Here is a 25177-nt window from a genome sequence, read left to right as displayed (position 1 = left end):
GCCACAAACGGACAGGGGGCCACCATGGCAGGCAACAGCATATCCAAAGGCGCGATGTGGGTTCTGATGGGCCTTCTGATTGTGGGCCTTGCCGGATTTGGCGCAACCAACCTTTCTGGCAATGTCCGCAGCATCGGCCATGTTGGCACCGCCGAAATTGACGTGACCACCTACGCCCGCGCCCTGCAAAACGAAATCCGCGCGCTTGAGGCTGAGCGCGGCAGCGCCATGAGCTTTGCCGAGGCGCGCGCCGCCGGGGTTGATACCGACGTGCTGGGCCGTCTGGTGGCCCGCGCAGCCCTAGAGCATGAGGCAGACCGCCTTGGCCTGTCCATCGGCGATGAGAACCTGCGCGAGCAAATCCTCGACATTCCCTCCTTTCAGGGGCTCGATGGCAGCTTTGATCGCGAGGCGTATCGTTTTGCCCTCGATCAGGCCGGCCTGAATGAAAGCCAGTTCGAAGAGAACATCCGCGCCGAAACCGCGAGCACGCTGGTGCAGGCCGCAGCCCTCGCCGGTCTGCAAACGCCAAGCACCTATATGGACACGATGATGACCTATCTGGCCGAGCGGCGCAGCTTGGCCTTTGCCGTGCTTGACCGCGCCGCGCTGCAATCTGGCCTGCCCGTCCCGTCCGAGGACGACCTCAAGACCTATCATCAAGGCCATCTGCCCGATTTCACGACACCCGAAACCAAAACCATCACCTTTGCATGGGTCACGCCCGCGATGATCCTTGATAGTGTCGAGGTCGACGAAGCCGCCCTGCGCGAGGCCTATGCCGAACGCGAGACCGAATTCAACATGCCCGAGCGGCGGTTGGTCGAACGTCTGGTCTTTGCCGATTCCGCGGCTGCGACCCGCGCGCGTACCCGGATAGACGACGGGATCGCGCTTGAAATGCTGGTCTCTGAGCGCGGGCTGGATATGGCCGATATCGACATGGGCGATGTCAGCCGCGAGGATCTGGGCGCTGCCGCGGATCCCGTCTTCTCCGCTCAGGCGGGCGAGGTGGTCGGACCGATCGACACAAATCTTGGCCCGGCCCTCTTTCGCGTCAACGCCGTTCTCGCGGCGCAGATCACAACCTTTGAAGAGGCGGAACCGCGCCTGCGCGAGGAACTGGCCGCCGACCGCGCGCGCCGCGTCATCGAGGCCAAAATCGACACGGTCGATGATCTCCTTGCTGGAGGCGCCACGCTCGAAGATGTGGCCAAGGAAACCGATCTCGAACTTGGCAGCATCGACTGGCACCCCGGCCTGACCGAAGGCATGGCAGGCTATGACAGCTTTCGCGCCGCAGCGCAGGCCGTGGCAACGGGCGACTATCCCGAGGTTGAACAACTGGCGGATGGCGGCATCTTTGCCCTCCGTCTCGACGGGATCGTAGAGCCCCGCATCCAACCGCTTGAGGATGTGCGCGACGCCGTCCTGCGTGGCTGGCGCGCTGAGGCGACGGTGACAGCCCTGCGCGCGCAGCTCGAACCACAGCTCGCAGAACTGCGCGCCGGTGCCAGTTTTGCCGATCTGGGACTAACGGCAACGGAAGTGACCGACATGACCCGCCGCGATTACCGCCCCGAGGCCCCCGCAGAATTCATCGACACGGTGTTTGACATGGTCCAAGGCGAGGTGCGCGTGATCGAGGGCAATGGTCGCCTCTTTGTTCTGCGGCTTGACAGCATCGCGCCGCCCCTGCCCGCAGAAGAGGACGAGGATCTCGCCCGCCTGCGCGCCGCCCTGCAAGATCAGGCCGCCGCCGATCTGGGACAGGATCTGTTTCAAGTGCTGGCCAATGACATCCGCAGCCGCGCGGGCGTCGAACTTGATCAGGCGGCCCTCAATGCCGTGCACGCCAATTTCAACTGAGGACCGCCAAAATTGGAACTGACCCCGTCCTTTGAGGAATTTGCGCGCGCCTATGAAGCGGGCGAAAATCAGGTGGTGCATGCGCGGCTTGCGGCCGATCTCGACACGCCCGTCTCGCTCATGCTCAAGCTGACCGGGGCCGCGCGCGATGCCTTCCTGCTCGAATCGGTGACGGGCGGCGAATTGCGCGGGCGCTATTCCATCATCGGCATGAAACCCGATGTCATCTGGCACTGTCACGGCACCACCAGCCGCATCAACCGTCAGGCGCGGTTTGATCATGACGCCTTCGAGGATCAGCACGGCGATCCTCTGGCCAATCTGCGCGCCCTCATCGCCGAAAGCCGCATCGCCCTGCCCGAGGGCATGCCCGCTGCCAGTGCCGGTCTCTTTGGCTATCTGGGCTATGATATGATCCGGCTGGTTGAACACCTGCCCAATGTGAACCCCGATCCGCTTGGCCTGCCGGATGCGGTGATGCTGCGCCCTTCGGTGATTGCCGTTCTGGATGGCGTCAAGGGCGAGGTCATGGTTGTGGCCCCCGCATGGGTCAGCAGCGGCCAATCGGCGCGCGCCGCCTATGCGCAGGCCGCCGAGCGGGTGATGGATGCAGTCCGCGATCTGGAACGCGCCCTGCCCCAATCCATCCGCCGCTTGGGTGAGGCCCATGAGGATGCCGCCCCGGTCTCGAATTTCACCCGCGACGGCTATAAGCAAGCCGTTGAAAAGGCCAAGGATTACATCCGCGCAGGCGATATCTTTCAGGTGGTTCCCAGCCAGCGCTGGACCCAGACCTTTCGCCAACCGCCCTTTTCCCTTTACCGCAGCTTGCGGCGCACCAATCCGTCGCCTTTCATGTTCTATTTCAACTTTGGTGGCTTTCAGGTGATCGGGGCCAGCCCCGAAATCCTCGTGCGTGTGTTTGGCCAAGAGGTGACGATCCGCCCCATCGCAGGCACACGCCCCCGTGGCGCCACCCCCGAAGAGGATCGCGCCCTTGAGGCCGATCTTTTGGCCGACAAAAAGGAACTGGCCGAGCATCTCATGCTGCTGGATCTGGGGCGCAACGACGCCGGTCGCGTCTGCAAGATCGGCACCGTGCATCCGACCGAAAAATTCATCATCGAGCGCTATAGTCACGTGATGCACATCGTCTCGAATGTGGTGGGCGAGTTGGCCGAGGATCAGGATGCGCTCAGCGCCCTTCTCGCCGGTCTGCCCGCAGGCACCGTGTCGGGCGCGCCCAAGGTCCGCGCGATGGAGATCATCGACGAGTTGGAGCCCGAGAAACGCGGCGTCTATGGCGGCGGTGTCGGCTATTTCAGCTCGGGCGGCGATATGGATGTCTGCATCGCCCTGCGTACCGCCGTGGTCAAGGATCAGAACCTTTATATTCAGGCAGGCGGCGGCGTTGTCTATGACAGCGACCCAGAGGCGGAGTATATGGAAACCGTCCATAAATCGAACGCCATCCGTCGCGCTGCTGCCGATGCCGCGCGTTTTGGTGGCGATAGCAACGGCTAATCCCGTTTGACACAGGTCAAGGCGCACGGGTGCAGGCGGGCGTAGGTCTTTCCAATCATATTCCACTTTAGGAATGTAATGGAGGGAAGCCTAATGAACCGCATCACACGATTCGCCGCTCCGGCCCTCGTGGCCTTGGCCTTGGCACTCGCGCCGCTCGCAAGCGCGGCTGGCGGTGCCCTGACCCTACAAGAGCCCGTGGCTGTCGACACACTCAGCAAGAACAAACAGACCGCCCCCGGCCTCTATATGATTGCCGCCGACGCTGCCCGCGTGCTGGCCGATCATCCCAACGTCGCCCTCATCGATGTGCGCACCCCGTCCGAGGTGACCCTGATTGGCTATGCCACGGCCGCTGCTGCGAATATCCCGTCAAAACTGATGGACCCTGCCCTGACCTTCGACGCCAAGAAAGGCGCTTACAAGATGGTGGACAACCCCGCCTTTGTTGACGAGGTCAAGGCATGGCTTGCCAGTGATGCCGCTGCAGGTGTGGATACGCTTTTGGTGATGTGCCGCTCTGGCTCGCGCAGCGCCGAGGCCATAGGCAAACTCGTCGACGGCGGCATTGACGTGACGCTCTACAACGTCGTGGATGGGTTCGAGGGCGACACCAACGAGGCCGGCGCGCGCGCCGTCAACGGCTGGCGCAACGCCGGTCTGCCCTGGACCTACAAGATCCGCCAAGGCCTGCGCCCCGGCTATAACTGAGACTTGCGGCGGGCCTTGCCCTCGGGCAAGACAGGGGCATGGCCCGCCTCATCCTCTTCAACAAACCCTATGACGTGCTGTCGCAATTCACCGATCGCGGCAGCGAGGGCAGCCCGCGTGCCACGCTCTCGGATTTCATCGACATCCCCCGCGTCTATCCCGCCGGTCGGCTGGATCGCGACAGCGAAGGCCTCTTGTTGCTGACCGATGATGGCCAACTTCAAGCGCGCATCGCAAATCCCCGTTTTAAAACAGAAAAAACATATTACGCGCAGGTCGAAGGCCTGCCGGATGACACAGCCCTCGCAGCCCTGCGTGCCGGTGTCACGCTGAGCGACGGCCCGACGCGGCCCGCGCGGGTCGAGCGGACAGAGCCTCCGACCCTCTGGCCGCGCACCCCGCCCGTCCGCTTTCGCAAATCCGTGCCCGATTGCTGGCTGAAACTCACGATCTCCGAAGGGCGCAACCGGCAGGTGCGCCGCATGACCGCCCATATCGGTCACCCCACCCTGCGCCTCATCCGGTGGCGCATCGGGGACTGGACACTCGACGGCCTCGGCCCCGGAGAGTGGCGGGGCTAAGGCCGCGCGCTCAGATGAACTCTGCCTTCGCTTCCGGGGCGGCCCGCGCAATCGCCAGAGCCTCGCCCAGATCGACATCCTTGGACAAAAGCGCGCGCCCGATGATCGTGCCGTCGATATTGGGAATGTAGCGCAGCCGCGCCACGTCATCGACCGTCCGCACCGTGCCCCGCGCAATCACCGCATGCCGCGTCTTGGCTGCCAGCCCGGAAATCACCCCGAGACTGCCATCGCTATCCTCGATATCGGCATCAATATCTGTAATCAAAATCCCCGCCAGCGGCACACCGTCAAAGGCTGCGATCAACTCACCCGGACCAAAGGCAGAGGCCGTGCGCCAACCATCGGTCATCAACTGCCCCTGATAGATATCCACCGCCACGACGATCTGATCCGGGTGATACTTGGCCAGCGCCTTGACCGCTTCGGGGTTCTGAACCGCCATTGTGCCCAGAACAATCCGCCCCGCCCCCTTGTCGATCCAGCGCTCCACCGCTTCGCGTCCCCGAAACCCGCCGCCAAGCTGCACCGGAATACCCACGGCCCGGATGATCTGCTCGATAAGCGCATCATTGTCACCCGCGCCGCGCAGCCCGTTCATATCGGTGAGGTGCATCCAATCGGCCCCGGCGGCCACAAAACGGCGCGCGGTTTCGATCGGGTCCACATGCCAGAAGACCGGCTCATCCAGCCGCCCGCGCGTCAGAGTGACACATTTTCCGTCCAGTATTTCCAAGGTCGGATAGAGGATCATCGCCAGCACCTTTCGCTATGGTTGTGGTCCCAACCTGCGGTCACAGCGTACCCCCGGCTGTCCCCGGTGCGGCATGATGCGGGCCTTTCGCGGCCCAATGGGCCAGATCGGCGCAGCGCTCAGTATTTTCCGATGTCGACGTTCTTCAGTTCAGACAACACCTTGCCCGCGGCATCGACCGCCCGAATATCCACCGTATACCGATTGCCGCGACCGCCAGAGCATGGCGGCAGATATCCCGGGCTTGCGTAATCCCCGGTCGAGCGCGCAGGCTTGATGACCCGCACGCCACCGGGCAGCTTTGCGGTCATTCCGGGCACCGCAGGCAGATCGGCCGTGGCTCCTTTGACAGGATAGCCGATCGTGCCATGGCCCCCATTCTGCGACAGCGGGCCGTAAGACTTGTCGTTGTAATAGGCAATCAGCCAGACCGTGCCCGCAGGAATACCCGAGACCGTCATCGGGGGCGTGCTGCCTTTGCCACCGGACAAATGGCAATGCTGACCGGCGGGCACCTTGCGACCATCCCAGCCACCGCCCAATTGCACGGTCATATCCGCAAAGGCCGCCGATCCCATCAATGAAAGACCAAGTGCCAAAATCAATCTTTTGGACATCATAAAAACTCCATTTCGCATGACTATGGCCCAAGCGTAGCCGCGAACGGCAGCCTCGGTCAACGACCGCACAAGGCAGGCGCCGGGATCACTCCGCCCGAAGCACCGCCGACACCGGCGCCAAGGCCACGCTTGCGGCCCGGTCTGCCAAGCCCCAGAGGAGCAGGGCGCTGATCGTATCCGCCCGCAACCGACCCAGCATGATCACGCCATCCTCCTGCTGATCCGCCCGCATCGCGGCCTGATCCAGAAACCGCCGGATGGCGGCAGCATTCTGTCCCTGCCCGTCAAAATCCCGAAACAGGCTGGCCGAGGGCACGCCCTCGCGTGCGATCAGCTTTTGCGCCGTGTTCAGCCCGTTGGGATGCATCACCAGCCCATGCCCGCTCTCTTTCAGAATCGGGGCCAATTGCGCCGTGGCTTCGCGGCTCGATTGCAGGCCCGCGCCTGCCCCTTCCAAAACCGCCACCGCCTGCGGCACCTGCGTAAACCACGCCTGCATCGCCACTTCGGCATCCTCGGGCCGCGCCCCTTCGGGCAAATCGGCCATGGCCAAAACCTCGAATCCGGCGGCGCGGTAGCGTTCTGCCGCATCCGCCGCCCCGGACCAGGTGACATCCACCGCGAAATTCAGCGGATAGGGAAAACTCTGAAGCGCCTCGATCCCAATCGGGCTCTGCCCGTCATCCATCAGAATGATCGCCATCAGCGGCTTGCCCTCGGGATTGTCGAACGCCACCCGATTGCGCACCAAGGCACCCTCCGCCGCCTCGGGCTCTGCGATGGCCTCGGCAACCTCGGGCGCAGGATCGCCAAGGCTGGGCAGGCGATTGGTTGTCACCCCTTCGGCCCGGTTGCCGATCGTGCCCAGCGCAGGCAGGGTCTTGGCCACAGTCTCTGCGTCCGCTTCCGGCACAGGGGCCACTTCTGCCTGTGCCTCGGCTTCCGGCGACAGATCCGCCACGCCCTCGCCATCCGTGGCGTCAGGGATCAGCACCGGCGCAGGCTCCTCGGATGGAAAAATAGACTCGCTCTGCCCCGCCTCTGGCGTGCTCAACCTAGCACTCTCCTCGCTTGGAGGGGGTGCGGGCGGCTGCGCGGGATCGGTCGAAACCGCCACCGCGCCCTCGCTGTTCGGCACCACAGGCGCTGGCACTAGCGGGCTTGGCAGAACCGGCTCATCGCTCTCGACCGCCACACCGCCACTATCGGCCACCACTTCGGGAGCCTCAGCCAAGGCGGCCGCCTCCCCCGTTTCCGGCACCGCTGCCGGCGCGGTCTCGACTGCACCGATGCCAGCGCTGTCATCGGGCGCAGGCGGTGCGGCCTGCGACACTCCCGCCGTCTCGGGCGCGGCCTGCGTCTCGGGCAAGGCCGCCTCTGCATCCTCGCGCCGCAGATCGAACCCCGACCCCGCAGGCACCTCCAAACTCACCGCTTCAGGCGGCACCGTACCCGGTGCCCCGCTCAGCACAGACAGTGTGCCCAACGCCAGCCCCGACACCAGCGTTCCCGTCATCATGCCTGCCAATACTCCGCGTGCCACTGCCTTTGCCCCCACATCTGCCTGTTTTGCCTGTTATCCGGCCTAGCGCCCCTTGACGGTGCCGCGCAAGACTGAACAAGTATACCGCGACCGGCCCCTTGGCCTCCAGCCCCCTTTGCATGAGGACAGGCGCGAATGCTGCTCTTGATCGATAACTACGACAGTTTCACCTATAATCTCGTCCATTACGTAGGCGAATTGGGTGCAGAAACCCGCGTTGTGCGGAATGATGCGCTCAATGTGCAAGAAGCGATGGCGATGCGCCCCGATGGCATCCTGCTTTCGCCCGGCCCCTGCGATCCGGATCAGGCGGGCATTTGCCTGCCGCTCACCCTTGCAGCCGCCGAGGCGGGTATTCCGCTTTTGGGCGTCTGCCTTGGGCATCAGACCATCGGTCAGGCCTTTGGCGGCAAGGTTATCCGCCATTCCGAAATCGTACACGGCAAGATGGGCCAGATCCTTCATGAGGGCAAAGGCGTCTTTGCTGGCCTGCCCTCTCCCTTTGAGGCGACGCGCTATCACTCGCTCGTGGTCGAACGCTCCAGCCTGCCCGACTGCCTTGAAATCACCGCAGAACTGGCAGATGGCACCATCATGGGCCTGCAACACCGCGACTTGCCCATTCAGGGCGTGCAATTTCACCCCGAATCCATCGCATCGCAACACGGTCACGCGCTGCTCAAGAATTTCATCGACATGATGCAGGTTCCGGCATGAGCGAGCAGCTCAAACCGCTGATCGCTGCCGCTGTCGACCGCCCCCTCAGTCGCACAGAGGCCGAAACCGCCTTTGAGATCCTGTTCGAAGGCGAAGCGACACCCGCCCAGATCGGGGGCTTTCTCATGGCTTTGCGCACGCGCGGCGAGACGGTCAATGAATACGCCGCCGCCGCCGCCGTGATGCGCGCCAAATGCAACGCCGTGCGCGCGCCAGAGGGGGCGATGGACATCGTCGGCACCGGTGGTGATGGCAAGGGCACGCTCAATATCTCGACCGCGACGGCCTTTGTTGTGGCGGGCGCGGGCGTGCCCGTGGCCAAACATGGCAACCGCAACCTCTCCTCCAAATCCGGGGCGGCGGATGCGCTCACGGAAATGGGGATCAAGGTGATGGTCGGCGTGCCAGTGGTCGAACGCGCGCTGACGGAAGTGGGCATAGCGTTTATGATGGCCCCCATGCACCACCCGGCCATGGCCCATGTCGGCCCGGTGCGCACCGAATTGGGCACCCGGACCATTTTCAACATCCTTGGCCCCCTTACCAACCCCGCAGGCGTCAAGCGCCAACTCACCGGCGCGTTTTCCCGCGATCTTATCCGCCCCATGGCCGAAACCTTGGGCCAATTGGGTTCAACCCGCGCTTGGCTTGTGCATGGCTCGGACGGCACCGATGAGATGACAATCACCGGCGTGTCATGGGTCGCGGCCCTCGAAGACGACGGCAGCATCCACGAGACCGAATTGCATCCCGAGGATTTTGGCTTGCCCGTGCATCCATTCGAGGCCATTTTGGGGGGCACCCCTGCGGAAAACGCCGCCGCCCTGCGCGCGCTTCTTGATGGTGCGCCGGGCGCCTACCGCGATGCTGTGCTGCTCAACGCCGCCGCCGCCCTGACGGTTGCCGGACATGCCAGCGACCTGCGCGCCGGCGTGGCCCAAGCCGCAGAAAGCATCGACAGCGGCGCAGCCCGCGCAAAAATCGCTGCCCTTGCGAAACTGACATCGGAGACTGCATGACAACGCCGACCATTCTGGACAAGATCAAAGCCTATAAACTCGAAGAAATTGCCGCAGCCAAAGCCGCGCACCCCTTGGCCGAGATCGAGACGCTGGCCCATGAGGCTCCGCACGTCCGCCCCTTCGCGGATGCGTTGCTCAAGGCCACCAAAACCGGCTATGGCCTCATTGCCGAAATCAAAAAGGCCAGCCCCTCCAAGGGCTTGATCCGTGCCGATTTCGACCCCGCCGCGCTGGCGCAGGCCTATGCGACCGGCGGGGCCACCTGTCTTTCGGTGCTGACAGATACGCCCAGCTTTCAGGGCGCGCCGGACTACCTTGAACAGGCGCGCAATGCCTGCGACCTGCCGGTGCTGCGCAAGGATTTCATGTATGATCCCTATCAGGTGGCCGAAGCGCGCGCTTGGGGGGCCGATTGCATCCTGATCATCATGGCCAGTGTCTCGGACGCGCAAGCGCTCGAATTGGAAGAGGCCGCAACCCATTGGGGCATGGATGCGCTGATCGAGGTCCATAACCGCGCCGAACTCGACCGCGCCAACCATCTCAAATCCCGGATGATCGGCATCAACAACCGTGATCTCAACACTTTCGAGACCACGCTCGACACCACGCGGCAACTGTCCAAATTCGTGCCGCCCGAACGCATGATCGTCTGCGAAAGCGGCCTCGCCACGCCCGAGGATCTGGCCGACATGGCCCGTTACGGCGCGCGCACCTTCCTGATCGGCGAAACCCTGATGCGCGCCGAGGATGTGGCACAGGCCACGCGCAACTTGCTGGCCAATCCGCTGACACCGGGCGGATTCTGATGTCCGGGCTCAGCCATTTCGACGGCCAAGGTCATGCCCATATGGTCGATGTTTCGGACAAGGACGTGACTGCGCGCGTGGCCGTGGCCGAAGGCCACATCAAGATGGCCCGCGAAACCTTTGATATCATTGCCGAAGGCCGCGCCAAGAAAGGCGATGTTCTGGCCGTCGCCCGCCTTGCCGGGATCATGGCCGCCAAGCGAACGCCCGACCTTATCCCGCTCTGCCACCCGCTTGCCATCACCAAGGTCACGGTGGACCTCACCCTTGACCCCGATCTTCCTGGCGTGCGCATCGCCGCAACGGTCAAGACCACAGGCCAGACCGGCGTCGAGATGGAGGCGCTGACCGCCGCCTCCGTCACGGCCCTCACGGTCTATGACATGACCAAGGCGGTGGATAAGGCGATGGAAATCGGCGGCCTTCGCGTGATCCTAAAAGATGGTGGAAAATCAGGACGGTATGAGGCGACATGATCACTGTTGACGCGGCCCTCGCGCATCTCTTCAGCCTTGTTCAACCGCTCGACATCGAAGAGGTGCCGCTCGCGCAGGCCGCAGGCCGCATCCTTGCCCGCGATGTGGCCGCGCGGCGCGATCAGCCGCCCTTCGCCGCCTCTGCCATGGACGGCTATGCGGTCTGCGGCGCTGATGCGGCCCCCGGCACCACCCTCAGGGTGATCGGCGAGGCCGCGGCAGGCCATGCCTACGCCGGGTCCGTGTCGTCCGGCCAAGCGGTGCGCATCTTTACCGGCGCGCCCATTCCAACAGGGGCCACCCGCGTGATCATCCAAGAGGATGTGACCCGCGACGCCGACCAGATCACCCTTGGCCAAAATCTTGACCGCAAGGATCATATTCGCCCCTTGGGCTGCGATTTCCGCGAAGGTCAGACCATCACCGCCCCCCGACGTCTGCGCCCCGCTGACATTGCACTTCTCGCCTCGATGAACATCGCCGCCGTGCCGGTGCGCCGCAAACCACAGGTGGCGCTGATGTCCACCGGCGACGAATTGGTCATGCCCGGAGAGGCCCCCGGCCCCGATCAGATCATCGCGTCCAACACCTTTGGCCTTAAGGCAATGCTCGACGCGATGGGGGCAGAGGCGCGCATCCTGCCCATCGCCCGCGATACCGTGGCTTCGCTCACCGCATGTTTTGCCCTGACGCGGGGCGCTGATCTGATCATCACCATCGGCGGGGCCTCAGTGGGCGACCATGATCTCGTCGGTCGGGTGGCGGGCGATCTGGGCATGGACCGCGCCTTTTACAAGGTCGCTATGCGCCCCGGCAAACCATTGATGGCCGGGCGTCTGAACGGCGCAGCCATGGTCGGCCTGCCCGGAAATCCGGTGTCGGCCATGGTCTGCGGTCATGTGTTCATCGCGCCCATGATCAATGCCATGCTGGGTTTGGGCACCGCCCCCGCGCCGCGCCTGCGCGCGCCCTTGGCGATTGCCCTGCCCGCCAACGGCCCGCGCGAGCATTACATGCGTGCGGCCCTAACACCTGAGGGTATTCATCCCGAGGATAAACAGGACAGCTCACTCTTGACCATCCTCGCCAATGCCCGGGCGCTGATGGTGCGCCCGGTCAGCGATCCTGCGCGTGCAGCCGGGGAAATGATGGATTATCTCCCACTCTGACCGCGCGTGCCAAAGCTGATCACCTCCACCTCGGTCACGACCATATCAAGCGGCTGATCGGTCGGTTCAAGCGGCAGTTCCGCCGCCTCCTGCGCACCATAGGCAAAGCCGATGGCCAATGTCCCGCGCCGGGCACGCAGCATCTCGAGCGTGCGGTCATAAAATCCGCCGCCATAGCCCAGCCGCCCGCGCCGGCGATCAAAGGCCACCAAAGGCACAATCAATATTTCTGGCTCGAAGAAATCGTCCACCTCGGGCACCATCGCGCCAAACGGCCCCTCGCGCAGCGCGCATCCCGGCCCCCAGCGCGAAAAATCAAGCGGCAGACCAGCGCCGCGAATGACAGGCACGCCAACCGGCCCATGCGCTGCCGCCTCTTCCATCGCGGTCAGCGGATCAATCTCGGACCGGATTGGCATATAGCCTGCCAGCGGCACGCCCCGATACCCCGCCAATACCCCCGACAAAAGCGCCGCCGTCCCCGGCATCCGGGCGCGATGCGCCTCGGCGCGCCGCTCAAACGCGGTCTTGCGCGCTGCGGCCTTTACCTCTGTCAAATCGGTCATATCAGAAACACCGTCGCCAGCCCCAGAAACGCGAAAAAACCCACCACATCCGTCACCGTGGTGACAAAGGTGCCCGAACCCAGCGCCGGATCAACGCCCATGCGGTCCATGATCACCGGTATGGCCGCCCCTGCCAACCCGGCAACGACAAGATTGATCACCATCGCGGCACCGATCACATAGCCCAGTTCCGGCCCGCCAAACCAGACCACCCCAACCGCGCCCATCACCAGCGCGAAAATCAACCCGTTGATCAGCCCAACCAGCGTTTCGCGCCTGAGCACTCGCCAGACATTCGCGCCGGTCAGGTCCTTGGTCGCAAGCGCCCGCACTGCCACCGTCAGGCTCTGCGTTCCGGCATTGCCCCCCATCGAGGCGACAATCGGCATCAAGACGGCCAGCGCCACCAGTTGCGCAATCGCCAATTCGAACTGTGCAATCACCAACGAGGCCAGAATCGCCGTGCCCAGATTGACGGCAAGCCACGGCACCCGCTGCTTGGAGGTCTCGATCACGGAATCGTTGATCCCGCCCTCGCCCACACCGGCCAGACGCATGATGTCTTCTTCATGCTCTTCATCCAGCACCGCCATCGCGTCGTCGATGGTGATCACGCCCACCAACCGGCCATCCTCATCCACGACGGGGGCCGAAATCAGGTGATACTGGTTAAACATATAGGCCACATCGCCGTCATAGCGCGTGACCGGAATAGTGTGGAATGTCTCCTCCACAATGTCTTTCAGCGGCACATCCCGACGCGAGGCCATGATCCGCCCCAGCGTGACATTGCCCACCGGATGCAGCCGCGGATCGACCAGCACGATGTGATAGAACTGCTCTGGCAATTCCTTGGCATGGCGCATGAAATCAATCGCGTCGCCGACGGTCCAATGCTCGGGGGCCATCACCACTTCGCGCTGCATCAGACGGCCAGCGGAATATTCCGGATAGGTCAGCGATTGTTCGACCGCCGCACGGTCGCTGTCTTCCAGAACGCTCAGGATCGCTTCTTGCTGCTGATCCTCCAGATCCTCGACCAGATCGACAACATCATCGGAATCAAGCTCGCGCACCGCGTCGGCCAGAACCTGCGGCGTGAGAAGGTTGATCACCTCTTCGCGGATCGATTCGTCGAGTTCCGACAGAATATCGCCGTCGAACTCCTGCCCGTAAAGCGCGATCAAGCGCCGTCGGTCGTAGGCGTTGCTCTGTTCCAGAAGGTCGGCGATGTCGGCCGCATGAAGCGGCTCCATCTCGGCCCAGAGCATTTCACGGTCCTGCGTCTCGACCGCATACATGATCCGCGCAATCAAGGACCGCGTGAGCGGCGTATCATCCTCGTCCTGTTCCACCTCGGGGGCCAGATCGTCTTCGTGTTCTGCCATGTTGCCCCCCTGCGTTTCTGTTGCGCGCAGGATTAAAGAACCGTCTTGCGGAAAACAATCACATTGGGCCGATTTACCCCGGCCTTGTGCCCCCTTATCCTGCCCCCTGCGCAATCCTTAGCCCACGGGGGGCAAATGTCGTCACTCACCCTGATCACCGGCCAAGTTCTCGCCTTCGATCGTTCACCGTTCGACGGCGACCCCGCCGGGGCCTCGACCCTGCATGAGGCGCTCTTGATCGAAAATGGCCGGATCGCTGCCCTAGGCACCGCGCAGGACCTGCGCGCACAGGCCCCACAGGCCACCGTGACCAATATGGGCAGCCGCCTCATCAGCGCCGGGTTTGTCGATGCGCATGTGCATTACCCCCAGACCGCGATCATCGCCAGTTGGGGCAAACGCCTGATCGACTGGCTCAACACCTATACCTTTCCCGAAGAAATGCGCTTTGCCGATCCCGCATATGCGGCGGACATCGCGGGCCGCTATTTCGACCTCATGCTCGCCCATGGCACCACCACCTGCGCGAGCTACGCCACCATCCATCCCGCCAGCGTGACCGCGTTTTTTCAGGCCGCAAAGGCGCGTGGCCTGCGCGCCGTGGCGGGCAAAACCTGTATGGATCGCAACGCGCCCGAGGGGCTGCGCGACACCGCGCAATCCGCCTATGACGACAGCAAAGCACTGCTGGAACGCTGGCACGGCGTGGACCGGCTCTCTTACGCCATCACGCCCCGGTTCTCGCCCACTTCAACGCCGGATCAGCTTGCGGCCTTGGGTACGCTCTGGTCGGAATACCCCGAATGCCTGATGCAAACCCACCTGTCCGAGCAGGTGGACGAGGTCGCCTGGGTCAAATCCCTCTACCCTGAGGCGCGCGATTATCTCGACACCTACGAATCGCACGGCCTTTTGGGGGCGCGCGGGCTTTATGGCCACGCCATCCACCTTGAGACGCGCGAGCGCGACCGCCTGCGCGAGATGGGCGCAGCCCTCATCCATTGCCCCACCTCCAACACCTTTATCGGATCGGGCCTATTCAACCTCGCCGCGCGTGTGGCCGAAGGGCAGCGTGTGGGCCTTGCCACCGACACCGGCGGGGGCTCGTCCTTTTCCATGCTGCGCACCATGGCCGCCGCCTATGAAATCGGGCAATTGACCGGCACAGCACTGCACCCGGCACAGCTTCTCTGGCTCGCCACCGCAGGTTCGGCAGAGGCGCTGCACATGGGCGCGCAAATCGGCACTATCGCACCGGGGAGGGAGGCCGATCTGGTTGCCCTCGATCTCGCCTCAACCCCCGCCATTGCGCAACGCAGCGCGCAAGCAAACGACATCTGGGAGGCGCTCTTTCCCACAATCATGATGGGCGACGACCGCGCCATTGCCGGCGTTTGGGTGGCGGGCAAGGCCGTGCGTATCTGACCTTTTGTCAACGCTTGCACAAAGCGCCCCGCGCGGAATCAAGCCCGAAGGGCGCCGCGCGATCGCCGGGCCGTCCCCGGCCCAGCGACTGCCCGCCTCACACCACCTTCGACAATATCTCCAGCGCCGCCTCATGCTGCGCGCGCCCGGCGGCGGCAATCGCCCGCCCACCCTGATGCGCAGGGCCGCCCTGCCAGTCGGTGACAATACCGCCCGCCGCCTCGATCACGGCAATCGGTGCCTGAATATCATAGGCCGCCAAACCAGCCTCTATCACCAGATCGACATGCCCCGCTGCAACAAGAGAATAGGCATAACAATCAAGCCCATAGCGCGTTAACTTCGCGCAGGCCGCGACCTCGGCAAAGCCTGCCGCCTCTGCCGGGCTGCCCAACTCTGGAAATGTGGTAAAGACGATCGCATCCGACAAGGCCCGCGCGCCCAGCACCCGCAGATCCCGCGCGCCCATCGGCCCGGTCATCCGTGCCGTGCCCCAGCCGCCTTCAAACCGCTCGCCAATATAGGGCTGGTCAATGATCCCATAGATCGGGCCAGTCTCGTCAGAAACCGCGATCAGCACGCCCCATGTCGGGGCCCCAGACATAAATGCCCGCGTGCCGTCGATTGGGTCCAGCACCCATGTCAGGCCGCTGGTGCCCGAAACCGCGCCATATTCCTCGCCAAGGATTCCATCCTGCGGACGCAACCGCCGCAGAACCTCGCGCATGGCACGTTCGGTGGCACGGTCGCCCTCTGTCACCGGATCAAACCGCCCCTCAGGCAGCTTGTTATCCGCCGTCAGCCCGGCACTGCGAAAAAACGGCAAAACAGCCTCACGCGCGGCATCTGCCACAGCGTGGGCTGTCCTGACGATATCTGTCTTGTCCATTCCGGCCCGCCTTTCCTACCGCTTGCGCAGAGGGATAGACCCAAGGCCGGCTCGGCTCAAGCCACCTCGCTCAAAACCCGGGCAAGGTCGAACAAACGCCGACGCTGGTTTTCGGGAATGGCGTAATACGAACGCACCAGATCCAGCGCCTCTTTGTCGCCCATCAGGTCGGCCCGTGCTGGATCGCTCTTTTCGCGCTCCACACCGCCCTCTTGATCCAGGCCTTCAAAGAAAAAGCTGATCTCGACATCCAGCGATTCGGCAATGTCCCAGAGCCGCGACGCGCTTACGCGGTTCGCACCTGTCTCATATTTTTGAATCTGTTGAAATTTGATTCCGACGCTCTCTGCCAGCTGCTGCTGGGTCATTCCCACCAGCCAGCGGCGGTGCCGAATACGTTTGCCGACGTGCACATCAACGGGGTGCGGCATATAGTGTTCCTTCTTACCTACTCTGAGAATTACCGTAATTCGATCACCCGAAACAAATGCCCCGAGCAAGACGCCACGCATCCCAGCAGCGCGTGCCAGACCCTACCAAGATGGTGTTAAAATTCAAGAAATATCGCTATCCATTTGCGTGACCTATCCCAATGAAACACAATCTAAGCGGGCACCTATCCTTTTGGATAGGGTGTTTTCCACTTTTTGTGCTTGGCTTGCACAGGTTTGACAGGGCGAATCGAATTCGTCTAACCACGATCATAGTTTTATCTCGCCTCGTCAGAATCACAAGGGTTCAACATGCGCGCCTACCACCTGCCCGCGAAGGGCGCAGAGCCCCTCTTGACCGATCTGCCCCGGCCAACCCCGGGTCCGGGCGAAATCAGAGTGCGGATCGCGGCCTGCGGGCTCAACTTTGCGGATCTGCTGATGATCAAGGGGGCCTATCAGGACACGCCAGAACCGCCCTTTACCCTAGGAATGGAGGTGGCAGGCACGGTTGACGCCCTTGGCCCCGGCACCGATGGCCCCGCCCCCGGCACCCGCATCGCGGTCTTTGGCGGTCAGGGCGGGCTTGCAGACTATGGCTGTTTTCCCGCCGCCCGCGCGGTGCCCCTGCCCGATGCCATGAGCTTTGCCGATGCAGCGGCCTTTCAAGTGGCCTATGGCACCAGCCACGTTGCGCTGGATCACAAGGCGCGGCTGCAACCGGGGGAAACCCTGTTGGTTCTGGGGGCCGCCGGGGGTGTGGGCCTCACGGCTGTTGAAATCGGCAAGCAGATGGGCGCGCGTGTGATCGCCTGTGCTCGCGGCGCCGACAAACTCGCCGTGGCCCAAGAGGCCGGGGCCGATCACCTGATCGACGCGGCAACCCAAGATATCCGCGATGTCTGCCGCGCGCTTGGCGGCGTCGATGTGGTTTATGATCCGGTGGGGGGCGATCAATTTACCGCCGCACTGCGCGCCTGCAACCCCGAAGCGCGCATCCTGACGATCGGCTTTGCCTCTGGCGATGTGCCACAAATCCCCGCCAATCACCTTCTGGTCAAGAATATCACTGTGATGGGCCTCTATTGGGGCGGCTATCTCAAATTCCGCCCCGAGGTGGTAACCCAGAGCATGGCCACCCTCTTTGACTGGTATGCAGCCGGGCGCTTGCGCCCGCATGTCTCGCATCTTTTGCCGCTTGAACAGGCCGCAGAGGCGCTTGATCTACTGCGCTTGCGCAAATCCACCGGCAAGGTCGTGGTCACGCTGACATAAGCACCGGCGATGTCAGCGCGCCAAATCCCTGCCGCAACATCCGCATCAATTCGGCGCGCACCGCATCGCGGCCCGCATTGCCGTACAGGTTGATCTTCTGAATCCCCAGATCCGGCAGCGCCCCGCCGGGATGGATCGCCTCGAGATGTGGCGGGATGCTGCTCTCGAGCAGCGCCCCAACCGCCAGATCGGCACTCACCAATGCCTCAACCGCGCGATCATCCTCGGAATCAACCGCCAACTCCCAATCCACGCCCGCCGCATCCAGCTTGCGCAGCACGATGGGCCGGAAAATGCACTGGCGGCAAAACGCCAACCGCAGCGGGCGTCGCTTCCACGACACGCCGCCTTGCGCACCGGTCCAGCGCAGATTCATCTGCGTCAAGGTCTCGCCCCCCTCGCCCACGCCTTCCTCGGTGGTCAGGATCACATCCACCTCCCCCCGCGCAAGCGCCTCGCGCAGCCGCAGCGTGCTGGATGAGCGCAGGTTGACCTTGACCCGTGGAAAGGCCGCGTTGAACTGCTTGAGCACACGTGGAACCACCGGATAAACGATGTCATGCGGCACACCGAGCGCCAATTCCCCCTCGAATGTCTCTTCGGTCAGCCGCCCCATCACCTCGTCATTCAGATCGAGCATACGCCGCGCATAGCCCACCAATTGCTCACCCGGCGCGGTCAATGACACCCGACGATTGGCGCGCTCTAAAAGCGTAAGATCCAGCATTTCCTCTAACCGCTTGATCTGCATCGAGACCGCTGATTGCGTCAGATTCAACGCCGTCGCCGCGCGCGTCACACCGCCATGGTCGGCCACCGCCACCAACGAGCGCAACGTAGTGATGTCGAGGTTTCGCATATATCACATTCCTTGATGATGAGTCGGCCAAACATTCATTTTCAAAATTGAACGAATCCGGGCAAAAGATCAACATCCGAAATGAAAACCCCAAGCCACATCACCAAAGGGAAAGGAAAGACCATGACCGTCCATGCCCAAACCTCCGTCCTCCGGTCCGCCCTGCGCGCTCCGCGCCTTGCCGAGATGCTGGCTGTCTGGACACAGCGCCGCGCCCTCTATCGGCTCGACGATGCCGCGCTCGAAGACCTTGGTCTAACCCGCGAAGCCGCGCTGCGCGAGGCAAGCCGCCCCTTCTGGGATTTGCCCCGTCGGCTGCATTGCTGACCCGCTCAAGGACAGTGTCAGGGCCCGCCCTGACACGGCCACCCCACGGATATCTGAGGTGCCGCGCCGCGATACCGCCTCTCGCGTCAAGCGCGCGTCAAAAATCCCCGCATAAAACCTGTCTAAAACAAGCATGAACGCTTGAAATATCGGACAGGCCTACCGATATTACTGGCAATGTCCCACAACGGGATCGCCATTCACATATCGGAGGGTTACATGGCAGAGTTAAACACGATCCGGACGGCGACGGGCACACGCACCGCCCAGATTGACGCGGGCCTACGCGCGCATATGAACAAGGTCTACGGCACGATGTCCGTGGGCATGCTCATCACGGCGCTTGCGGCATGGGCCATCGCGGGGCTTGCCGTGACAACCGATCCTTCCGCCGCCGCCGCACAACTTCCCAATGGCAAGATGCTGACGGGCCTTGGCGCAGCGCTTTACCTTTCGCCGCTCAAGTGGGTGGTGATGCTGGCCCCGCTGGCGTTCATCTTCCTTGGTTGGGGCGCGCTCGTGCGTCGGGCTTCGGCTGCCGCCGTGCAGCTTGGCTTCTTCGCCTTCGCCGCGCTCATCGGTATTTCGATGAGCTCGATCTTCCTGATGTTCACCAGCTTCTCGATCGTCCAGACCTTTATCGTGACCGCCATCGCCTTTGCGGGTCTCTCGCTCTTTGGCTACACCACGAAAAAGGACATCTCGGGTTGGGGGTCGTTCCTCATCATGGGCGTGATCGGTCTTGTTGTCGCCATGGTGATCAACATTTTCCTGCAAAGCCCGGCCATGATGTTCGCCATCTCGGCCATCGGCCTCTTGATCTTCGCCGGTCTTACCGCGTTCCACACGCAAGAGATCAAGAACACCTATGTCGCCCACGCGGCACATGGGGATCAGGAATGGTTGGACAAATCCGCCTACGACGGCGCGCTGAGCCTCTACATCAGCTTCCTGAACATGTTCCAGTTCCTGCTGATGTTCATGGGGCAACAGGAATAGAAGCGGCCTGAACCGCAAACGCTAAAATGGAACCCGCCGGATCACTCTCCGGCGGGTTTTTTCATGTTCAGAAGCAATCCCTGACCCAGATCAAGGCCCGCTCTATCGAGGTGCGGTACCATAAACAAACGCACCAAAAGGGAAAGTCTCCGCCATGTTACGCCTCGGCCTCATCCTGCATCTTTTCATCGGCTCCACGCTCTCTGGCTCTGCGGTGATCGCCGCCCTCGTCATGGGACAGGACACGCTGAAACCGATCCTGATCGCCGCCCTTCTGGGATTTATCGCTGCCTTCCCGGTGTCCTACATCGTGGCCAAAAAGCTTTACGAACTGCGCTGAACCAAGGTGCCGCTCACCCCAACCAGGTGCGCACCGCCGCCTCAAACTCGCGCGGCTTTTCGGCATGCAGCCAATGGCCCGCACCGGGAATTTTGGCAAACTGTGCCGCAGGGAACAGCGCCTTGATCCGGTCGCGGTGCTCGCGGGTCACATAGGCCGAGTCTGCCCCAGTGAGAAACATCACCTTCCCCTCGTAAATCCCTGAAATATCCGGAAAGCTCAGGATTTTCGGCATCTCGCGCGCCAGCGTTTCTAGGTTCAACAACCACCGCTTTTCCGCCACATCCAACGCCTGAAGGAAAAACGGCACCAGCGCCGGATTGTCCACCGTGGCCTGCAATTGCGCGGCCGCGTCCGACCTTCGCTCAACCGTTGCCAGATCGACCGCCTGCATCGCCTTGATATACTGCACCTGACTGTGGCCATAGGACACCGGCGCAATATCCGCAACGATCAGCCGATTGACCAAGGCCGGTTGCGTCAGCGCCAGCACCATCGCCGCCTTGCCGCCCATCGAATGGCCCAGCACATCATATGGGCCGTCCAACCCCTCGATCACCTCGGCCAGATCGCCAGCCATATCCTCATAGGAATGCGTTTCAAACCAAGGGCTTGCGCCGTGATTGCGCATATCCACCGCGATCACATGGCGCGTGTCCGACAGCCGCTTGGCAATGACCCCCCAATTGCGCGCAGACCCGTAGAGCCCATGCACAATCACCAATCCCGGCCGCTCAGTCGGCGCGCCATGTTCGATCCGGTTCAACATATCCCCTCATACCGCCGGAATCACAGCGTTTCCAGCCCTATTGCCGCGTAGCCCAGCAACCGGTAAACTACCTCAAGAGGGATTTCCAAGTGATTGATACAGAAGAATTTAATACCAAGACTACGCGGCTACAACAGGCCATAACAGACCGGATGCGCCTGCGCGGTCCCACGCTTGAACGGCAATTGCGCCGTGCCGGGCGGCGCTTGCCCCGCCGTCAGCGCCGCGCCGGGGCCATTGTTCTGGGCGCACAGGATTGGATGGCCCATGCCAAACTCGCCCGCGTGCTCGACATGGGCCAAGTTGATCGCGCCTTTTCGGATCTGCACGCCTATCTGGATACGCTCGACCCGCAAGAGGCGCGCAAGACCGCCGTTCTGCGCCTCGTCGGGGGTATCGTACTTAACCTGATGCTTCTCGCAGGTTTGATCTATGCGCTGATCCGCTGGCAGTCCCCGCTTTAAAAGCGCCCACCAATATCCTGAAATAAAATGGAAACCCCGCGCAAGCCTTGGCTCACGCGGGGCCTGTATATGCGCAGAAATCAGAGGTTCGGATAGAGCGGGAACCGCTTGCACAGCGCCTCGACCTCGGCTTTTACCTTGGCTTCGACCGCGCCATTGCCATCGGCCCCATTGGCCGCCAGCCCATCAACCACCTCAATAATCCAATCCGCGATCTGCCGGAATTCCGCCTCACCAAAACCGCGCGTCGTCCCTGCAGGCGAGCCTAAGCGAATGCCACTGGTTACGGTCGGTTTCTCGGGATCGAACGGCACACCATTCTTGTTGCAGGTGATATGTGCGCGGCCCAACGCCTTTTCGGTGTCATTGCCTTTCACGCCTTTGGGGCGCAGGTCGACCAGCAACACATGCGTATCCGTGCCATGCGTCACCGTGTCCAACCCGCCCTTGATCAGCTGATCCGACAGCGCCTGCGCATTGCGGATCACCTGCTGGATATAGCTCTTGAACTCCGGGCGCAGCGCCTCGCCAAAGGCCACAGCCTTGGCCGCAATCACATGCATCAGCGGACCACCCTGAATACCGGGGAAAATCGCCGAGTTGAATTTCTTGGCCAGCGTCTCGTCATTGGTCAGGATCATGCCACCGCGCGGACCGCGCAATGTCTTATGCGTCGTGGTGGTGGCCACATGCGCATGGGGGAACGGGCTCGGATGCTCTTTGGCGGCCACCAGACCGGCAAAATGCGCCATATCAACAAGCAGATAGGCCCCAACGCTATCGGCAATCTCGCGCATCCGGGCAAAATTGATCTGGCGCGGAATGGCCGATCCGCCCGCGATGATCAGCTTGGGCTGATGCTCGGTCGCCAGCGCTTGCACCTGATCGTAGTCAATCAGATTGTCCTCGCGCCGCACGCCGTATTGAATGGCGTTGAACCATTTGCCCGATTGGTTCGGCGCTGCCCCATGGGTCAGGTGACCGCCCGCATCAAGGCTCATGCCAAGGATCGTATCGCCCGGCTGCAACAGCGCCGTGAACACGCCCTGATTGGCCTGCGAGCCGGAATTGGGCTGAACGTTGGCAAAGCTACAGCCAAACAATGCGCAAGCCCGCTCGATCGCCAGATTTTCCGCGATATCAACATATTGGCAGCCGCCATAATAGCGCTTGCCGGGATAGCCTTCGGCATATTTGTTGGTCATCACGCTGCCCTGCGCTTCCATCACGGCGGCAGAGACGATGTTTTCAGACGCGATCAGCTCGATCTCGTCGCGCTGCCGCCCCAGTTCAGAGCGGATCGCGCCAAAGAGGTCGGGATCGCGTGAGGCCAGAGATTCGGTGAAAAAGCCTTGATCTGCAACAGGCTGGTGTCCGTCATGGGGCATAGGGGCAACTCCGGAAAGGGGTGAATTGGTCATTTTCCTAAAGGAAACTCGTCCGGTTTGAAAGAATGTAAAGCGACGATTTCACCTGTATCACCGGCATGGCTGGTCTTGGCGGGGGAATTATGGTTCGATCCGCCGCATGCCATCGCCTTTTGGAAACAGGACACCCCATGCCCCGCAAGATCGCCTTCGTCGCCAGCGATGCGCCCATCGCCCAGACCGCGCGCGCCACCCTTGCCAGCCGCTTTGGCCATGCGCCCGAGGATGAGGCCGATGTGATCGTGGCGCTTGGCGGTGATGGCTTCATGCTGCACACGCTCCATCGCACGCAGGCGCTCGATATTCCCGTTTACGGCATGAATCGCGGCACCGTTGGCTTTTTGATGAACGAATACAGCGAAACAGACCTGATCGAGCGCCTCGTCGCCGCCGCGGAAGAGGTGATCAACCCGCTGGCCATGCGCGCCGAATCCCTCGACGGCACCCTGCACGAGGCATTGGCAATCAACGAAGTCTCGCTCCTGCGCGCCGGTCCGCAAGCAGCCAAGTTGCGCATCACCATCGACGGGCGCCTGCGCCTCGAGGAACTCGTGTGCGACGGCGCACTTGTCGCCACTCCGGCAGGCTCGACCGCGTATAACTACAGCGCCCATGGCCCGATCCTGCCTATTGGCTCTGATGTGCTGGCGCTGACGGCGGTGGCGGCATTCCGCCCCCGCCGCTGGCGCGGCGCGCTCTTGCCCAAGACCGCCGTGGTGCGGTTCGATGTGGTCGATCCCGAGAAACGCCCGGTCATGGCCGACGCCGACAGCCGCTGGGTAGAAAACGTGCTCTGGGTCGAAATCCGCTCGGAAAACCGCATCAAGCATCGCATCCTGTTCGATCCGGGCCATGGCCTGGAAGAGCGGTTGCTGCGTGAGCAGTTTACCTAATCGAACATAAAAACAGAACTATCCCCTGAAATAAGCCACTTTATTTACAAAATGCATTAATACACCCCAAGCCACTGAAACGATAGATCGGCCTGATGATCCCGCCCATAGGCCACCGCTGCCAGGCTCTTGATATCGCCCGCACGCGGCACATCCCGCAGCATCGCCCCCGAGGCGCGAAAGGCGGTAAAGGGCACGCGCAGCTCTTGCCACTCCGCTCCGCTTGGGATCGGGGCCTGATAATATTGCCAGGGTAGCATCGTGCCGCGCGTGCGCAGATGGATGAAATAGCCCTCGCCATTGCCCTTGACGCGCACCACAACGCCCTGCGCACCTTCGGGCAGAGGCGTCACCAAATCGCCGCGTATTTGAATGAAACCGCCCCGATTGGCCGTGCTCACCGTGCCGCTCAGGTGCAGATACCGTGCCCCCTCTGGGCCCGAGATCTGAGCCTGCCCCTCGGACACGCCCCCCATCACCTGATCGCTGACATAGCGCCAGTTCTCAGCCGGGGGTGGGATATACTCCAGCATGCCGCCCTCCTGCGCCACAGCGGGCGCTGCCAACAGTCCGATCAGCAGGGCCAGAATATGCCTCATTCCGCCCGCTCCGCCGTGCGCGCCAATGCCGCCGGATCACAGAGCACGATGCCCATGCCCTGTCGTTCGATCAAACCGGCCTGCTCCCAATCGCGAATTTGCCGGTTCACACTCTCGCGGCTCAGCCCGACCAGATCACCCAGATCCGATTGCGAAAACCGCTCTGCCAACCGCAACTTGCCCCCCGGCAAGGTCTCGCCCCATTTTTCCGACAGATGCAGCAATAGCCGCGCCAGACGCGCCTGACCATCCGCCAACACATGCGCAGTATACATCCCCGAGGTCTGGCGCAGACGCTGGCACAGCATGCCGATCACGTCGAGCGCCGCGTCGGGTTCCTCGCGCAGGCGTTGCAACACCAGCGCCCCCTCCAGAATACGGCCCCGCACTGCGGTGGCCGCCACCGCGTCAGCACTGCGCGCGCCCCCATCCAGCGCCGCCAACTCGCCCAGCATGTCCCCCGGCCCCAGATGCGTCAGAATAGACCGCCGCCCATCAACCGAACTGCGGCTGATTTCGACCCGCCCCTTGAGGATCAGCATCATTGTGCTGTCATGGGCACCCGCTGCATAGATCATCTGGCCCTTGGGATAGTCAACCGCACGGCCATGCCGCTCCAGAATGCCGACCAGCCCCGGTGCGTCGCATTGCGGCGTGGCCCGAATTGACATCTGCCAGACTCCTTTTTTAACCATTCCTGTGAGATGCCTCACAGAACCTTCGCGCACAAG

At 62.6% G+C, this 25177-nt stretch carries 28 protein-coding genes; 16 read left to right on the top strand and 12 right to left on the bottom strand.

Annotated elements, in window-relative coordinates:
* Positions 1 to 24 precede the first annotated feature (24 nt).
* The 4 genes from GC127_RS17535 (at position 25) to GC127_RS17520 (ending at position 4685) form a co-directional block, all read left to right on the top strand.
* Entirely contained in the window at positions 25 to 1869 is a 1845-nt protein-coding gene (locus GC127_RS17535; RefSeq protein ID WP_008282077.1) for a peptidyl-prolyl cis-trans isomerase, read from the top strand.
* A 12-nt stretch (positions 1870 to 1881) separates the two neighbouring features.
* Positions 1882 to 3393: an anthranilate synthase component I gene (gene trpE, locus GC127_RS17530; RefSeq protein WP_151979134.1), complete on the top strand. Its 1512-nt coding sequence runs from the start codon at positions 1882 to 1884 to the stop codon at positions 3391 to 3393.
* Positions 3394 to 3486: 93 nt separating this feature from the next.
* Positions 3487 to 4104: a sulfurtransferase gene (locus GC127_RS17525; RefSeq protein WP_151979133.1), complete on the top strand. Its 618-nt coding sequence runs from the start codon at positions 3487 to 3489 to the stop codon at positions 4102 to 4104.
* A gap of 38 nt (positions 4105 to 4142) precedes the next feature.
* A complete protein-coding gene (locus GC127_RS17520) occupies positions 4143 to 4685 on the top strand; it encodes a pseudouridine synthase (RefSeq protein WP_008282074.1) in 543 nt (180 codons plus the stop codon).
* Between the two features lie 10 nt (positions 4686 to 4695).
* On the opposite strand, the gene GC127_RS17515 is transcribed toward GC127_RS17520, so the two are convergent.
* From GC127_RS17515 to GC127_RS17505, 3 genes are all read right to left on the bottom strand, one after another.
* Positions 4696 to 5439 carry a HisA/HisF-related TIM barrel protein gene (locus GC127_RS17515; RefSeq protein ID WP_151979132.1) on the bottom strand — a complete coding sequence of 248 codons (744 nt, stop codon included), beginning with the start codon at positions 5437 to 5439 and terminating at the stop codon, positions 4696 to 4698.
* A gap of 119 nt (positions 5440 to 5558) precedes the next feature.
* On the bottom strand, positions 5559 to 6056 hold the full coding sequence (locus GC127_RS17510; RefSeq protein ID WP_008282072.1) for a hypothetical protein: 498 nt from the start codon (positions 6054 to 6056) through the stop codon (positions 5559 to 5561).
* 88 nt (positions 6057 to 6144) lie between these two features.
* Positions 6145 to 7578, bottom strand: a complete 1434-nt coding sequence (locus tag GC127_RS17505) for a divergent polysaccharide deacetylase family protein (RefSeq protein WP_151979131.1) — start codon at positions 7576 to 7578, stop codon at positions 6145 to 6147.
* Positions 7579 to 7737: 159 nt separating this feature from the next.
* On the opposite strand from GC127_RS17505, the gene GC127_RS17500 reads away from it, so the two are divergent.
* From GC127_RS17500 to glp, 5 genes are read left to right on the top strand one after another with little or no spacing between them, the layout of a single operon-like run.
* On the top strand, positions 7738 to 8319 hold the full coding sequence (locus tag GC127_RS17500; RefSeq protein ID WP_008282069.1) for an aminodeoxychorismate/anthranilate synthase component II: 582 nt from the start codon (positions 7738 to 7740) through the stop codon (positions 8317 to 8319).
* A complete protein-coding gene (gene trpD, locus GC127_RS17495; RefSeq protein ID WP_008282068.1) occupies positions 8316 to 9338 on the top strand; it encodes an anthranilate phosphoribosyltransferase in 1023 nt (340 codons plus the stop codon). The genes GC127_RS17500 and trpD overlap by 4 nt, the downstream gene beginning before the upstream one ends.
* Positions 9335 to 10150, top strand: coding sequence for an indole-3-glycerol phosphate synthase TrpC (gene trpC / locus GC127_RS17490; protein ID WP_008282067.1), 816 nt, complete (start codon positions 9335 to 9337; stop codon positions 10148 to 10150). The genes trpD and trpC overlap by 4 nt, the downstream gene beginning before the upstream one ends.
* Positions 10150 to 10626: a cyclic pyranopterin monophosphate synthase MoaC gene (gene moaC / locus GC127_RS17485; protein ID WP_151979130.1), complete on the top strand. Its 477-nt coding sequence runs from the start codon at positions 10150 to 10152 to the stop codon at positions 10624 to 10626. The genes trpC and moaC overlap by 1 nt, the downstream gene beginning before the upstream one ends.
* The gene (gene glp, locus GC127_RS17480) at positions 10623 to 11795 is read left to right on the top strand and encodes a gephyrin-like molybdotransferase Glp (protein WP_151979129.1); all 1173 of its coding nucleotides are present in this window, start codon (positions 10623 to 10625) and stop codon (positions 11793 to 11795) included. The genes moaC and glp overlap by 4 nt, the downstream gene beginning before the upstream one ends.
* Here glp and GC127_RS17475 read toward each other — a convergent pair.
* Together GC127_RS17475 and mgtE are read right to left on the bottom strand one after the other, a co-directional pair.
* Complete coding sequence (locus GC127_RS17475) at positions 11780 to 12361, bottom strand: 5-formyltetrahydrofolate cyclo-ligase (protein WP_151979128.1); 582 nt, start codon at positions 12359 to 12361, stop codon at positions 11780 to 11782. The two genes, glp and GC127_RS17475, sit on opposite strands and share 16 nt — an antisense overlap.
* Complete coding sequence (gene mgtE / locus GC127_RS17470) at positions 12358 to 13749, bottom strand: magnesium transporter (RefSeq protein ID WP_081508360.1); 1392 nt, start codon at positions 13747 to 13749, stop codon at positions 12358 to 12360. The genes GC127_RS17475 and mgtE overlap by 4 nt, the downstream gene beginning before the upstream one ends.
* A 135-nt stretch (positions 13750 to 13884) precedes the next feature.
* Between mgtE and guaD the strand changes: the two genes are divergently transcribed.
* Positions 13885 to 15174, top strand: coding sequence for a guanine deaminase (gene guaD, locus GC127_RS17465; protein WP_151979127.1), 1290 nt, complete (start codon positions 13885 to 13887; stop codon positions 15172 to 15174).
* Between the two features lie 97 nt (positions 15175 to 15271).
* Here the strand turns inward: guaD and GC127_RS17460 are convergent, their stop codons facing one another.
* Together GC127_RS17460 and GC127_RS17455 are read right to left on the bottom strand one after the other, a co-directional pair.
* Positions 15272 to 16063: an inositol monophosphatase family protein gene (locus GC127_RS17460; RefSeq protein WP_081508358.1), complete on the bottom strand. Its 792-nt coding sequence runs from the start codon at positions 16061 to 16063 to the stop codon at positions 15272 to 15274.
* Positions 16064 to 16119: 56 nt separating this feature from the next.
* The gene (locus GC127_RS17455; protein WP_008282060.1) at positions 16120 to 16494 is read right to left on the bottom strand and encodes a helix-turn-helix domain-containing protein; all 375 of its coding nucleotides are present in this window, start codon (positions 16492 to 16494) and stop codon (positions 16120 to 16122) included.
* 312 nt (positions 16495 to 16806) lie between these two features.
* Between GC127_RS17455 and GC127_RS17450 the strand changes: the two genes are divergently transcribed.
* Positions 16807 to 17769 carry an NADPH:quinone oxidoreductase family protein gene (locus tag GC127_RS17450; RefSeq protein WP_008282058.1) on the top strand — a complete coding sequence of 321 codons (963 nt, stop codon included), beginning with the start codon at positions 16807 to 16809 and terminating at the stop codon, positions 17767 to 17769.
* Here GC127_RS17450 and GC127_RS17445 read toward each other — a convergent pair.
* The gene (locus tag GC127_RS17445; protein WP_008282057.1) at positions 17756 to 18628 is read right to left on the bottom strand and encodes a LysR family transcriptional regulator; all 873 of its coding nucleotides are present in this window, start codon (positions 18626 to 18628) and stop codon (positions 17756 to 17758) included. The genes GC127_RS17450 and GC127_RS17445 overlap by 14 nt on opposite strands.
* Before the next feature lie 123 nt (positions 18629 to 18751).
* Here GC127_RS17445 and GC127_RS17440 point away from each other — a divergent pair, with 123 nt between their 5' ends.
* The 3 genes from GC127_RS17440 to GC127_RS17430 all read left to right on the top strand — a co-directional run bounded on the left by GC127_RS17440 (position 18752) and on the right by GC127_RS17430 (position 20294).
* The gene (locus GC127_RS17440; RefSeq protein ID WP_037298278.1) at positions 18752 to 18955 is read left to right on the top strand and encodes a DUF1127 domain-containing protein; all 204 of its coding nucleotides are present in this window, start codon (positions 18752 to 18754) and stop codon (positions 18953 to 18955) included.
* A gap of 219 nt (positions 18956 to 19174) precedes the next feature.
* Complete coding sequence (locus GC127_RS17435) at positions 19175 to 19954, top strand: Bax inhibitor-1/YccA family protein (RefSeq protein ID WP_008282055.1); 780 nt, start codon at positions 19175 to 19177, stop codon at positions 19952 to 19954.
* A 154-nt stretch (positions 19955 to 20108) separates the two neighbouring features.
* Positions 20109 to 20294 (top strand): hypothetical protein, encoded by a 186-nt coding sequence (locus tag GC127_RS17430; RefSeq protein WP_008282054.1) that lies wholly within the window; start codon positions 20109 to 20111, stop codon positions 20292 to 20294.
* 13 nt (positions 20295 to 20307) lie between these two features.
* Here GC127_RS17430 and GC127_RS17425 read toward each other — a convergent pair whose 3' ends face one another.
* The gene (locus tag GC127_RS17425; protein WP_151979126.1) at positions 20308 to 21063 is read right to left on the bottom strand and encodes an alpha/beta fold hydrolase; all 756 of its coding nucleotides are present in this window, start codon (positions 21061 to 21063) and stop codon (positions 20308 to 20310) included.
* A gap of 89 nt (positions 21064 to 21152) precedes the next feature.
* Between GC127_RS17425 and GC127_RS17420 the strand changes: the two genes are divergently transcribed.
* Positions 21153 to 21527 (top strand): hypothetical protein, encoded by a 375-nt coding sequence (locus tag GC127_RS17420; RefSeq protein ID WP_151979125.1) that lies wholly within the window; start codon positions 21153 to 21155, stop codon positions 21525 to 21527.
* An 80-nt stretch (positions 21528 to 21607) separates the two neighbouring features.
* Here GC127_RS17420 and glyA read toward each other — a convergent pair whose 3' ends face one another.
* The gene (gene glyA, locus GC127_RS17415) at positions 21608 to 22915 is read right to left on the bottom strand and encodes a serine hydroxymethyltransferase (RefSeq protein ID WP_008282051.1); all 1308 of its coding nucleotides are present in this window, start codon (positions 22913 to 22915) and stop codon (positions 21608 to 21610) included.
* Positions 22916 to 23085: 170 nt separating this feature from the next.
* Here glyA and GC127_RS17410 point away from each other — a divergent pair, with 170 nt between their 5' ends.
* Positions 23086 to 23847 carry an NAD kinase gene (locus GC127_RS17410; RefSeq protein ID WP_008282050.1) on the top strand — a complete coding sequence of 254 codons (762 nt, stop codon included), beginning with the start codon at positions 23086 to 23088 and terminating at the stop codon, positions 23845 to 23847.
* Between the two features lie 56 nt (positions 23848 to 23903).
* On the opposite strand, the gene GC127_RS17405 is transcribed toward GC127_RS17410, so the two are convergent.
* Positions 23904 to 24446 carry a CIA30 family protein gene (locus GC127_RS17405; protein WP_151979124.1) on the bottom strand — a complete coding sequence of 181 codons (543 nt, stop codon included), beginning with the start codon at positions 24444 to 24446 and terminating at the stop codon, positions 23904 to 23906.
* Entirely contained in the window at positions 24443 to 25117 is a 675-nt protein-coding gene (locus GC127_RS17400; RefSeq protein WP_081508353.1) for a Crp/Fnr family transcriptional regulator, read from the bottom strand. Before GC127_RS17400 ends, GC127_RS17405 begins: the two co-directional genes overlap by 4 nt.
* Between the last annotated feature and the right edge of the window lie 60 nt (positions 25118 to 25177).

The organism is Roseovarius sp. EC-HK134, from assembly GCF_902498815.1.
Classification (GTDB): Bacteria; Pseudomonadota; Alphaproteobacteria; order Rhodobacterales; family Rhodobacteraceae; genus Roseovarius; species Roseovarius mucosus_A.
This window is presented reverse-complemented; position numbering and strand designations above follow the sequence as displayed.

Bases quoted from the DNA above. Each gene is read 5' to 3' on its own strand.
- mgtE (WP_081508360.1), bottom strand. From the start codon at position 13,749: ATGGCAGAACACGAAGACGATCTGGCCCCCGAGGTGGAACAGGACGAG.
- GC127_RS17520 (WP_008282074.1), top strand. From the start codon at position 4,143: ATGGCCCGCCTCATCCTCTTCAACAAACCCTATGACGTGCTGTCGCAA.
- GC127_RS17400 (WP_081508353.1), bottom strand. From the start codon at position 25,117: ATGTCAATTCGGGCCACGCCGCAATGCGACGCACCGGGGCTGGTCGGC.
- trpD (WP_008282068.1), top strand. From the start codon at position 8,316: ATGAGCGAGCAGCTCAAACCGCTGATCGCTGCCGCTGTCGACCGCCCC.
- guaD (WP_151979127.1), top strand. From the start codon at position 13,885: ATGTCGTCACTCACCCTGATCACCGGCCAAGTTCTCGCCTTCGATCGT.
- glyA (WP_008282051.1), bottom strand. From the start codon at position 22,915: ATGCCCCATGACGGACACCAGCCTGTTGCAGATCAAGGCTTTTTCACC.
- GC127_RS17430 (WP_008282054.1), top strand. From the start codon at position 20,109: ATGTTACGCCTCGGCCTCATCCTGCATCTTTTCATCGGCTCCACGCTC.
- GC127_RS17450 (WP_008282058.1), top strand. From the start codon at position 16,807: ATGCGCGCCTACCACCTGCCCGCGAAGGGCGCAGAGCCCCTCTTGACC.
- GC127_RS17505 (WP_151979131.1), bottom strand. From the start codon at position 7,578: ATGATGACGGGAACGCTGGTGTCGGGGCTGGCGTTGGGCACACTGTCT.
- GC127_RS17435 (WP_008282055.1), top strand. From the start codon at position 19,175: ATGGCAGAGTTAAACACGATCCGGACGGCGACGGGCACACGCACCGCC.
- GC127_RS17405 (WP_151979124.1), bottom strand. From the start codon at position 24,446: ATGAGGCATATTCTGGCCCTGCTGATCGGACTGTTGGCAGCGCCCGCT.
- GC127_RS17525 (WP_151979133.1), top strand. From the start codon at position 3,487: ATGAACCGCATCACACGATTCGCCGCTCCGGCCCTCGTGGCCTTGGCC.
- GC127_RS17500 (WP_008282069.1), top strand. From the start codon at position 7,738: ATGCTGCTCTTGATCGATAACTACGACAGTTTCACCTATAATCTCGTC.
- GC127_RS17410 (WP_008282050.1), top strand. From the start codon at position 23,086: ATGCCCCGCAAGATCGCCTTCGTCGCCAGCGATGCGCCCATCGCCCAG.
- GC127_RS17425 (WP_151979126.1), bottom strand. From the start codon at position 21,063: ATGTTGAACCGGATCGAACATGGCGCGCCGACTGAGCGGCCGGGATTG.
- GC127_RS17535 (WP_008282077.1), top strand. From the start codon at position 25: ATGGCAGGCAACAGCATATCCAAAGGCGCGATGTGGGTTCTGATGGGC.
- GC127_RS17455 (WP_008282060.1), bottom strand. From the start codon at position 16,494: ATGCCGCACCCCGTTGATGTGCACGTCGGCAAACGTATTCGGCACCGC.
- moaC (WP_151979130.1), top strand. From the start codon at position 10,150: ATGTCCGGGCTCAGCCATTTCGACGGCCAAGGTCATGCCCATATGGTC.
- glp (WP_151979129.1), top strand. From the start codon at position 10,623: ATGATCACTGTTGACGCGGCCCTCGCGCATCTCTTCAGCCTTGTTCAA.
- GC127_RS17515 (WP_151979132.1), bottom strand. From the start codon at position 5,439: ATGATCCTCTATCCGACCTTGGAAATACTGGACGGAAAATGTGTCACT.
- GC127_RS17440 (WP_037298278.1), top strand. From the start codon at position 18,752: ATGACCGTCCATGCCCAAACCTCCGTCCTCCGGTCCGCCCTGCGCGCT.
- GC127_RS17475 (WP_151979128.1), bottom strand. From the start codon at position 12,361: ATGACCGATTTGACAGAGGTAAAGGCCGCAGCGCGCAAGACCGCGTTT.
- GC127_RS17460 (WP_081508358.1), bottom strand. From the start codon at position 16,063: ATGGACAAGACAGATATCGTCAGGACAGCCCACGCTGTGGCAGATGCC.
- GC127_RS17445 (WP_008282057.1), bottom strand. From the start codon at position 18,628: ATGCGAAACCTCGACATCACTACGTTGCGCTCGTTGGTGGCGGTGGCC.
- trpC (WP_008282067.1), top strand. From the start codon at position 9,335: ATGACAACGCCGACCATTCTGGACAAGATCAAAGCCTATAAACTCGAA.
- GC127_RS17510 (WP_008282072.1), bottom strand. From the start codon at position 6,056: ATGTCCAAAAGATTGATTTTGGCACTTGGTCTTTCATTGATGGGATCG.